Source organism: Kitasatospora sp. NPDC059571, assembly GCF_042735675.1.
In the GTDB taxonomy this organism is placed as follows: domain Bacteria; phylum Actinomycetota; class Actinomycetes; order Streptomycetales; family Streptomycetaceae; genus Kitasatospora.
In genome coordinates this window covers 1-7,472 of the sequence record NZ_JBHWBW010000394.1, presented here as the reverse complement: position 1 = coordinate 7,472, position 7,472 = coordinate 1, and the positions used below count along the sequence as shown (strand labels likewise).

At 75.1% G+C, this 7,472-nt stretch carries 8 protein-coding genes; 4 read left to right on the top strand and 4 right to left on the bottom strand.

What is annotated here, in order from left to right; all coding sequences use genetic code 11:
• Window positions 1-51: 51 nt before the first annotated feature.
• The 4 genes from ACFV0G_RS30795 to ACFV0G_RS30780 all read right to left on the bottom strand — a co-directional run bounded on the left by ACFV0G_RS30795 (window position 52) and on the right by ACFV0G_RS30780 (window position 3,716).
• Entirely contained in the window at window positions 52-954 is a 903-nt protein-coding gene (locus ACFV0G_RS30795; RefSeq protein WP_380555126.1) for an aldehyde dehydrogenase family protein, read from the bottom strand.
• Window positions 947-2,428, bottom strand: coding sequence for an aldehyde dehydrogenase family protein (locus tag ACFV0G_RS30790; protein ID WP_380555124.1), 1,482 nt, complete (start codon window positions 2,426-2,428; stop codon window positions 947-949). The genes ACFV0G_RS30795 and ACFV0G_RS30790 overlap by 8 nt, the downstream gene beginning before the upstream one ends.
• A 5-nt stretch (window positions 2,429-2,433) precedes the next feature.
• Complete coding sequence (gene deoC / locus ACFV0G_RS30785; RefSeq protein ID WP_380555128.1) at window positions 2,434-3,420, bottom strand: deoxyribose-phosphate aldolase; 987 nt, start codon at window positions 3,418-3,420, stop codon at window positions 2,434-2,436.
• A 128-nt stretch (window positions 3,421-3,548) separates the two neighbouring features.
• A complete protein-coding gene (locus tag ACFV0G_RS30780; RefSeq protein ID WP_380555122.1) occupies window positions 3,549-3,716 on the bottom strand; it encodes a hypothetical protein in 168 nt (55 codons plus the stop codon).
• A gap of 433 nt (window positions 3,717-4,149) precedes the next feature.
• On the opposite strand from ACFV0G_RS30780, the gene ACFV0G_RS30775 reads away from it, so the two are divergent.
• From ACFV0G_RS30775 to ACFV0G_RS30760, 4 genes are all read left to right on the top strand, one after another.
• Window positions 4,150-4,764 (top strand): TetR family transcriptional regulator, encoded by a 615-nt coding sequence (locus ACFV0G_RS30775; RefSeq protein ID WP_380555120.1) that lies wholly within the window; start codon window positions 4,150-4,152, stop codon window positions 4,762-4,764.
• An 85-nt stretch (window positions 4,765-4,849) separates the two neighbouring features.
• Window positions 4,850-5,602 (top strand): ABC transporter ATP-binding protein, encoded by a 753-nt coding sequence (locus ACFV0G_RS30770; RefSeq protein ID WP_380555118.1) that lies wholly within the window; start codon window positions 4,850-4,852, stop codon window positions 5,600-5,602.
• Entirely contained in the window at window positions 5,599-6,336 is a 738-nt protein-coding gene (locus ACFV0G_RS30765; RefSeq protein ID WP_380555116.1) for an ABC transporter permease, read from the top strand. The genes ACFV0G_RS30770 and ACFV0G_RS30765 overlap by 4 nt, the downstream gene beginning before the upstream one ends.
• A 400-nt stretch (window positions 6,337-6,736) precedes the next feature.
• Window positions 6,737-7,381: a PH domain-containing protein gene (locus ACFV0G_RS30760; RefSeq protein WP_380555114.1), complete on the top strand. Its 645-nt coding sequence runs from the start codon at window positions 6,737-6,739 to the stop codon at window positions 7,379-7,381.
• Window positions 7,382-7,472 lie beyond the last annotated feature (91 nt).

Genomic DNA, 7,472 nt, shown 5'->3' with positions numbered 1-7,472 from the left:
CCCCGGGTCGGGGTGCGGGTCCGGGTCGTCCGGTGCGGCGGGGCCGTCCGGTCAGATGCCCATCGGGTGCCAGACGGTCTTGGTCTCCAGGAAGGAGAGCAGCCGCTTGGTGCCCGGGGCCTGCGTCCAGTCCGCGGCGGCCGGGTCGGCGGCCGGGCGGAGGACACGCTTGAGGGTCTCGGCGGCGGCCGCCTCCAGGGCGGCGGCCGAGGCCGGGCCGTCCTGGTCGACGGCGCCGGTCAGGTCGAGACCGTTGACGTCCTGGTGGGACGCCAGGGTGGGGGCGATGTCGGCCGTCCGGCCGGAGATCAGGTTGACCACGCCGCCCGGCAGGTCCGAGGTGGCCAGCACCTCGCCGAGCGACAGCGCGGGCAGCGGCGCGTCGGCGGCCGCGGCCACCACGACCGTGTTGCCGGTGGCGATCGCCGGGGCGATCACCGAGACCAGCCCGAGGAAGGAGTGGCCCTGCCCGGCCTGCGGCGCCACCACGCCGACCACACCGGTCGGTTCGGGGGTGGACAGGTTGAAGAACGGCCCGGCCACCGGGTTGGCGCCGCCGGCGATCTGGGCGACCTTGTCGGTCCAGCCGGCGTACCAGACCCAGCGGTCGATCGCGGCGTCGACCAGTGCGGCGGCCTTCTTGGCGGAGATGCCCTCGGCGGCGGCCACCTCGGCGGTGAACTGCTCGCGGCGGCCCTGGAGCATCTCGGCGACCCGGTACAGCACCTGGCCGCGGTTGTACGCGGTGGTGCCGGACCAGCCCTTGACCGCGGCGCGCGCGGCCACGACGGCGTCCCGGGTGTCCTTGCGGGTGCCGAGCGGGGCGTTGGCGAGCCACTGGCCCTTGGAGTCCGTCACCTCGTACACCCGTCCGCTCTCGGACCGCGGGAACTTCCCGCCGACGTACAGCTTGTAGGTCTTGAAGACGTCAAGACGCGTCGCGACATCAGACATCGAGGTAGGCCTCCAGACCGTGGCGGCCACCCTCGCGGCCGTAGCCCGACTCCTTGTAGCCGCCGAACGGCGAGGTCGGGTCGAACTTGTTGAAGGTGTTGGCCCAGACCACACCGGCCTTCAGCCGGTTGGCCATCCAGAGGATGCGCGAGCCCTTCTCCGTCCAGACGCCGGCGGAGAGTCCGTACGGGGTGTTGTTGGCCTTCGCGACCGCCTCGTCCGGGGTGCGGAAGGTCAGCACCGACAGCACCGGGCCGAAGATCTCCTCCTGGGCGATCCGGTGGGCCTGGCTGACGCCGGTGAACAGGGTCGGCTTGAACCAGAAGCCGGTGCCCGGAAGTTCGCAGGCCGGCGACCAGCGCTCTGCGCCCTCGGCCTCGCCGGCCTCGGTCAGCGCGGTGATCCGGGCCAGCTGCTCGGCCGAGTTGATGGCGCCGATGTCGGTGTTCTTGTCCAGCGGGTCGCCGACCCGCAGGGTGGCCATCCGGCGCTTCAGGGCGTCCAGCAGCTCGTCCTGGACCGACTCCTGGACCAGCAGGCGCGAGCCCGCGCAGCAGACGTGGCCCTGGTTGAAGAAGATGCCGTTGACGATGCCCTCGACCGCCTGGTCGAGCGGCGCGTCGTCGAAGACGATGTTGGCGGCCTTGCCGCCCAGCTCCAGCGACAGCTTCTTGCGGGTGCCGGCCAGCTGCTTGGCGATCGCCCGGCCGACCGGGGTGGAGCCGGTGAACGCGACCTTGTTGACGTCCGGGTGCGCGGTGAGCGCGGCACCGGTGCGGCCGTCGCCGGTCACGATGTTGACGACGCCCTTCGGCAGACCGGCCTGGCGGCAGATCTCGGCGAAGCGCAGCGCCGTCAGCGGGGTGGTCTCCGCGGGCTTCAGGACGACGGTGTTGCCGGTCGCCAGGGCGGGCGCGATCTTCCACGCCAGCATCAGCAGCGGGAAGTTCCACGGGATGACCTGGCCGGCCACGCCGAGCGGCCGCGGGGCCGCGCCGAAGCCGGCGTAGTCCAGCTTGTCCGCCCAGCCCGCGTAGTAGAAGAAGTGCGCGGCGACCAGCGGCAGGTCGACGTCGCGGGTCTCGCGGATCGGCTTGCCGTTGTCGATGGACTCCAGCACGGCCAGCTCGCGGCTGCGCTCCTGGATGATCCGGGCGATCCGGAACAGGTACTTGGCGCGCTCGCTGCCGGGCAGCGCCGACCAGTCGGCGAAGGCCCTGCGGGCGGCGGCGACGGCGCGGTCGACGTCCTCCTCGGTGCCCTGCGCGAACTCCGCCAGCACCTGCTCGGTGGCCGGGTTGACGGTCTTCAGCGCCTCGCTGCCGGAGGAGTCGACGAACTCGCCGCCGATGAAGTGGCCGTACGAGGTGGCGATGTCGCCCGCGGCGGCGGGGGACTCGGGCGCCGGGGCGTAGGCGAAGAGGCCGCCGGCGGGCTTGGCCGCGGTCTCCTCGATGGTCTTCTTCTTGGCCATGGTGATCAGTCCACCGTCACGTAGTCGGGACCGGAGTACCGGCCGGTGGTCAGCTTCTGGCGCTGCATCAGCAGGTCGTTCAGCAGGCTGGAGGCGCCGAAGCGGAACCAGTGCGGGGTCAGCCAGTCGTCGCCGAGCGTCTCGTTGACCATCACCAGGTACTTCATGGCGTCCTTGGTGGTCTTGATGCCGCCGGCCGGCTTCACGCCGACCTGCACGCCGGTGGCCGCGCGGAAGTCGCGGACGGCCTCCAGCATCAGCAGGGTCACCGGCGGGGTCGCGTTCACGGCGACCTTGCCGGTGGAGGTCTTGATGAAGTCGGCGCCGGCCAGCATCGCCAGCCAGGAGGCGCGGCGCACGTTGTCGTACGTCTGCAGCTCGCCGGTCTCGAAGATCACCTTGAGGTGCGCGGAGGTGCCGTCGGGGCGCTTGCACGCCTCCTTCACGGCGGTGATCTCCTGGAAGACGTCGAGGTAGCGGCCGGAGAGGAAGGCGCCCCGGTCGATCACCATGTCGATCTCGTCGGCGCCGGCGGCCACCGCGTCGGCGGTGTCGGCGAGCTTGACCGGCAGGGCGGCGCGGCCGGCCGGGAAGGCGGTGGCCACCGAGGCCACCTGGATGTCGGTGCCGCGCAGGGCGTCCTTCGCGGTGGCGACCATGTCCGGATAGACGCAGATCGCCGCGACCTGCGGGGCGGTCGGGTCGGACGGATCGGGGGTGCGGCCCTTGGTGCAGAGCGAGCGCACCTTGCCGACCGTGTCCGCGCCTTCCAGCGTGGTCAGGTCGATCATCGAGATCGCCAGGTCGATGGCGTACGCCTTCGCCGTGGTCTTGATCGAACGGGTGCCGAGGGCGGCGGCGCGGGCCTCCAGGCCGACCTGGTCGACACCGGGCAGGCCGTGCAGGAAGCGGCGGAGCGAGGCCTCGGACGCCGCGACGTCCGCGAGACCTCCGCCCGCAGCGCTGAGGGCGTTGGCTGCAAGAGTGGACATAGTCACCAGACCAGCATATCTACGCGCGTAGCGATCCGCTAGGGGGGTCGGGTTTCGATGCCGGACCGAGACGCGCCCCGATTCCGGCCGCGATCGACGGCCCGAACGCGGTGCACCGCGGGGCTCCGTCAGCCTGCCCCGTGCCGTTCCAGGACCTCCCGCGTCGCCCGGGCCAACTGCCCCGGGCTCGGCAGCAGTGGCCGCAGCTCGGCGGGCAGCGTGCGGTACGTCGTCACCGCCATCGGCCGGCTGCTGCTGCGCAGCGCGTACTGCACGACGTTCCTCGCGTGGTGCACCGGCACGTTGCGGGACCGGTCGTGCTGCGCGGCCTGCCGGGCGTAGAAGTCCCTGGCCGGACGGTCGAGGAGGGGCGAGGAGGGTGCGGGCGCCGGTGCCCCCGGGCGAGGGGGGGGGCGGGCGCGGGGGGGGGGGGGGGGGGCGGGGGGGGGGGGGGCTGGGCCGCGGCGAGTGCAGAGAGCGCCCGGCGCGGCGCGGGGGGGGGGGGGCGGCCGGCGCGGGGGGGTTTCTCCCCCCGGGGCGGGCGTGTGTGGGGGGGGGGGGGGGGGGGGGGGGGCGGGGCCCCCGGGGGTTTGCCGCCGCGGGCGGCGCCCAAATCGGCTCCGGCCGGCTCCTGGGAGGTCGGCCGACGAATCTGTGCAGCAGCCTGCCGCACACATCCGTTGGGGCCGCCCGCGGCCGGCTGCTGCGTGCGCCGGGGAGAATGCTCGGGTGACCGCCGACGCAGACGACCAGCCCGCCCCGCGGAAGAAGACCGGCCGCCGTCCCGGCAGTGCCGACACCCGGCGCACGGTGCTGGAGGCGGCGCGCGCCGAGTTCGCCGCGCGGGGGTACCAGAAGGCGAGCATGCGGGCGATCGCGCGGGCCGCCGGGGTGGACGCCGCGCTGCTGCACCACTACTTCGGCAGCAAGGACCGGCTCTTCCTGGCCGCGCTGGAGTTCCCGGTCGACCCGCAGCTGGTGGTCGAGCGGATCCTCACCGGCGACCCGGACGCGGTCGGCGAGCGGGTGGCCGGCTTCGTGCTCGCGCTCTGGGAGGAGCCGACCGTCCGGGACCGGCTGCTCGCGCTGCTGCGCACCGCCGCCGCCTCGGAAGAGGTGGCGGCCCTGATGCGGGGCTTCATGGTGACCGAGCTGGTCTCCCGGGTGGCCGACGGGCTCGGGGTGCCGCAGCCGGAGCTCCGGGTGGAGCTGGTGATGTCGCAGATCCTCGGGCTGGCGATGGCCCGGTACGTGATCCGGGTGGAGCCGCTGGCCTCGGCACCGGCGGAGGAGCTGCTGCCGCTGCTGGCCCGGGCGGTGCAGACCCATCTGACCGCAGGCTGACCGGGCGGAACTCCCGGCGCGCCGCCTCCCGAATCCGGGTGCGCCGCCCCTTGACGGCCGCGGTGCCGCGCTGGAAACTCATCGCATGATGAATTCCTCGGCGGGGACCGCCCCCGCGATCCGGGTCCGGGCGCTGAACGTCGTCCGCGGCGGCCGCCCCGTCCTGCACGACCTCGACCTCGACGTGCCGCGCGGCTCGGTCACCGGCCTGCTCGGCCCCAGTGGCTGCGGCAAGACCACGCTGCTGCGCGCCGTCGTCGGGGTGCAGCGGATCGCCGGCGGCGAGGTCGAGGTGCTCGGCCGGCCCGCCGGATCGGCCGAGCTGCGCGAGCGGGTCGGCTACGTCACCCAGGCGCCGTCGGTCTACGGCGACCTCACCGTCGCCGAGAACCTCGACTACTTCGCCGCCGTGCTCGGCGCACCGGCCGGCGACCCGGCCCGGGTGATCGCGCAGGTCGGCCTGGCCGGCCACGAGCACGACACCGCCGCCCGCCTCTCCGGCGGCCAGCGGGCCCGGGTCTCGCTCGCCGCGGCCCTGCTCGGCGCCCCCGAGCTGCTGATCCTGGACGAGCCCACGGTCGGCCTCGACCCGGTGCTCCGCCAGGACCTCTGGGGGCTGTTCCGTCGGCTGGCCGACGGCGGCGCCACCCTGCTGGTCTCCAGCCACGTCATGGACGAGGCCACCCGCTGCGACCGGCTGCTGCTGATGCGCGAGGGCCGGCTGCTCGCCCACGACACCCCGGACGCCCTGCTCGCCGCCACCGGCGCCGCCGACATCGACAGCGCCTTCCTGACCCTGGTCGCCGCCGGCGCCGTCCCCGAGGGGAGCACCCGATGAACCTCCGCCGCACCCTCGCCACCGCCCGCCGGGTCCTCGCCCAGCTGCGCCACGACCCGCGCACCGTCGCGCTGCTGCTGGTCGTCCCGTGCGTGCTGCTCACCCTGCTGAAGTACATGTTCGACGGGCAGCCGCAGACCTTCGACCGGATCGGGCCGGCCCTGCTCGGGATCTTCCCGCTCATGGTGATGTTCCTGGTCACCTCGGTCGCCATGCTCCGCGAGCGCACCAGCGGCACGCTGGAGCGGCTGCTCACCATGCCGCTCGGCAAGCTGGACCTGCTGCTCGGCTACGCCCTGGCGTTCGGCCTGGTCGCGCTCGTCCAGGCGGCGCTGGCCTCCGCGCTCACCATCGGCCTGCTCGGCCTGAACGTCGCCGGACCGACCTGGCTGCTGTTCGCGGTGGCGGTCGGCGACGGCCTGCTCGGCATGGCCCTCGGCCTGCTGGTCTCCGCCTTCGCCGCGACCGAGTTCCAGGCGGTGCAGTTCCTCCCCGCGGTGCTGTTGCCGCAGTTCCTGCTCTGCGGGCTGTTCGTGCCGCGCGAGCGGATGGCGGACGTGCTGCGCTGGGCCTCCGACGTCCTGCCGCTGTCGTACGCGGTGGACGCGATGACCCGGCTGACCGTGGACACCGGCGTCGGCACCGAGGTGGTCCGGGACCTCGCGGTGATCGCCGGATCGGCCCTGCTCGCCCTCGGCCTCGGCGCCGCCACGCTGCGCCGCCGCACCGGCTGACGGGGCGTCGGCCCCGCCGCCCGGCGGGCCCGCGGCCACCTCGGCCGCCGGCCCGGGGCCGCGGGGCGCCCCCCGCGGGGGGGGGGCGCGCCGGCCCCCCCCCCCCCCCCCCCCCCCCGCCCCCCCCGCGCGCCCCGCCCCGCCGGGGGGGGGCGGGGCGCCCCCGCGGGCGGGGCGGCCCGCGCCCCCCGCCGCCCCCGCCCCCCCCGGGCCGTTCCCCGCTGCCGGGGGCCGTCCCGGGCGCACCCCGGTCCCGCCACCGGTCCGAGGCCGGGGCCGCGCCGTCCGGCAGGCCCGGCCCCGAACCGGCGCAGCGCCGAACACCTGCGGCCGGGACCTGTGGGAAAGATGTGATGCAGCTCAACGGGGCGGGCGCCGGATCTGCGGCACAATCGTCCCCATGACCGATTCCGACGGCGCGCCCGACCCGGGCCCCGCCGCCCCCGAGCCGACGTACGCCGACCGAATCTACCGCTCCGGCCCCGGCATCATCTCCGGCATCCTGCTGCTGGCCGTCGCGGCCTGGCTGATCGGCGACGCCGTGATCAGCGGCACCGGCCGCACCCCGTGGGTGGCGCTGGCCGCCGCCCCGGTCTTCGCCTTCCCGGTGATCGCCTACACGCTGCGGCCCGCCGTCTACGCCAACGACCGGCGGCTGCTGGTCCGCAACCCGCTGCGCACGGTCCTCGCGCCGTGGGCCGCGGTGGAGGGGCTGAAGGCGGGCTACTCGGTGGAGCTGTTCGCCGGCGGCAGCAAGTACCAGGTGTGGGCGGTCCCGGTGTCGATCCGCCAGCGCAAGACCGCGGGCCGCCGCGCCGCGCGGGCCAGGGCGGCGGGGGAGCCGGAGGCGCGGCTGCGGCCGGGCCAGCCCGACCCGACGCGGGCCTGGTCCGACCAGGTCGTCGCGGAGCTCCAGGAGATGGCCGAGCGCCACGGTGCGAGCCCGGCGGCCGCCGGTTCGGTGTCGGTCAGCTGGTGCTGGTGGGTGATCGCGCCGACCCTGGCCGGCCTGGCCGCGCTGGTCACCCTGATCGTCACCGGCTGAGCAGGCCTCCGCCGCAGCGCCGGCCGAGCCGGCCGGTGCGGCCGCACACCCGCGCAGCACCGCGCACGCGAAGGGCCCCGCCCCCCGGATC

Coding starts and splice junctions, on each gene's coding strand:
- ACFV0G_RS30795 (WP_380555126.1), bottom strand. CDS start 954: ATGTCTGATGTCGCGACGCGTCTTGACGTCTTCAAGACCTACAAGCTG.
- ACFV0G_RS30790 (WP_380555124.1), bottom strand. CDS start 2,428: ATGGCCAAGAAGAAGACCATCGAGGAGACCGCGGCCAAGCCCGCCGGC.
- deoC (WP_380555128.1), bottom strand. CDS start 3,420: ATGTCCACTCTTGCAGCCAACGCCCTCAGCGCTGCGGGCGGAGGTCTC.
- ACFV0G_RS30770 (WP_380555118.1), top strand. CDS start 4,850: ATGATGAATTCCTCGGCGGGGACCGCCCCCGCGATCCGGGTCCGGGCG.
- ACFV0G_RS30765 (WP_380555116.1), top strand. CDS start 5,599: ATGAACCTCCGCCGCACCCTCGCCACCGCCCGCCGGGTCCTCGCCCAG.
- ACFV0G_RS30760 (WP_380555114.1), top strand. CDS start 6,737: ATGACCGATTCCGACGGCGCGCCCGACCCGGGCCCCGCCGCCCCCGAG.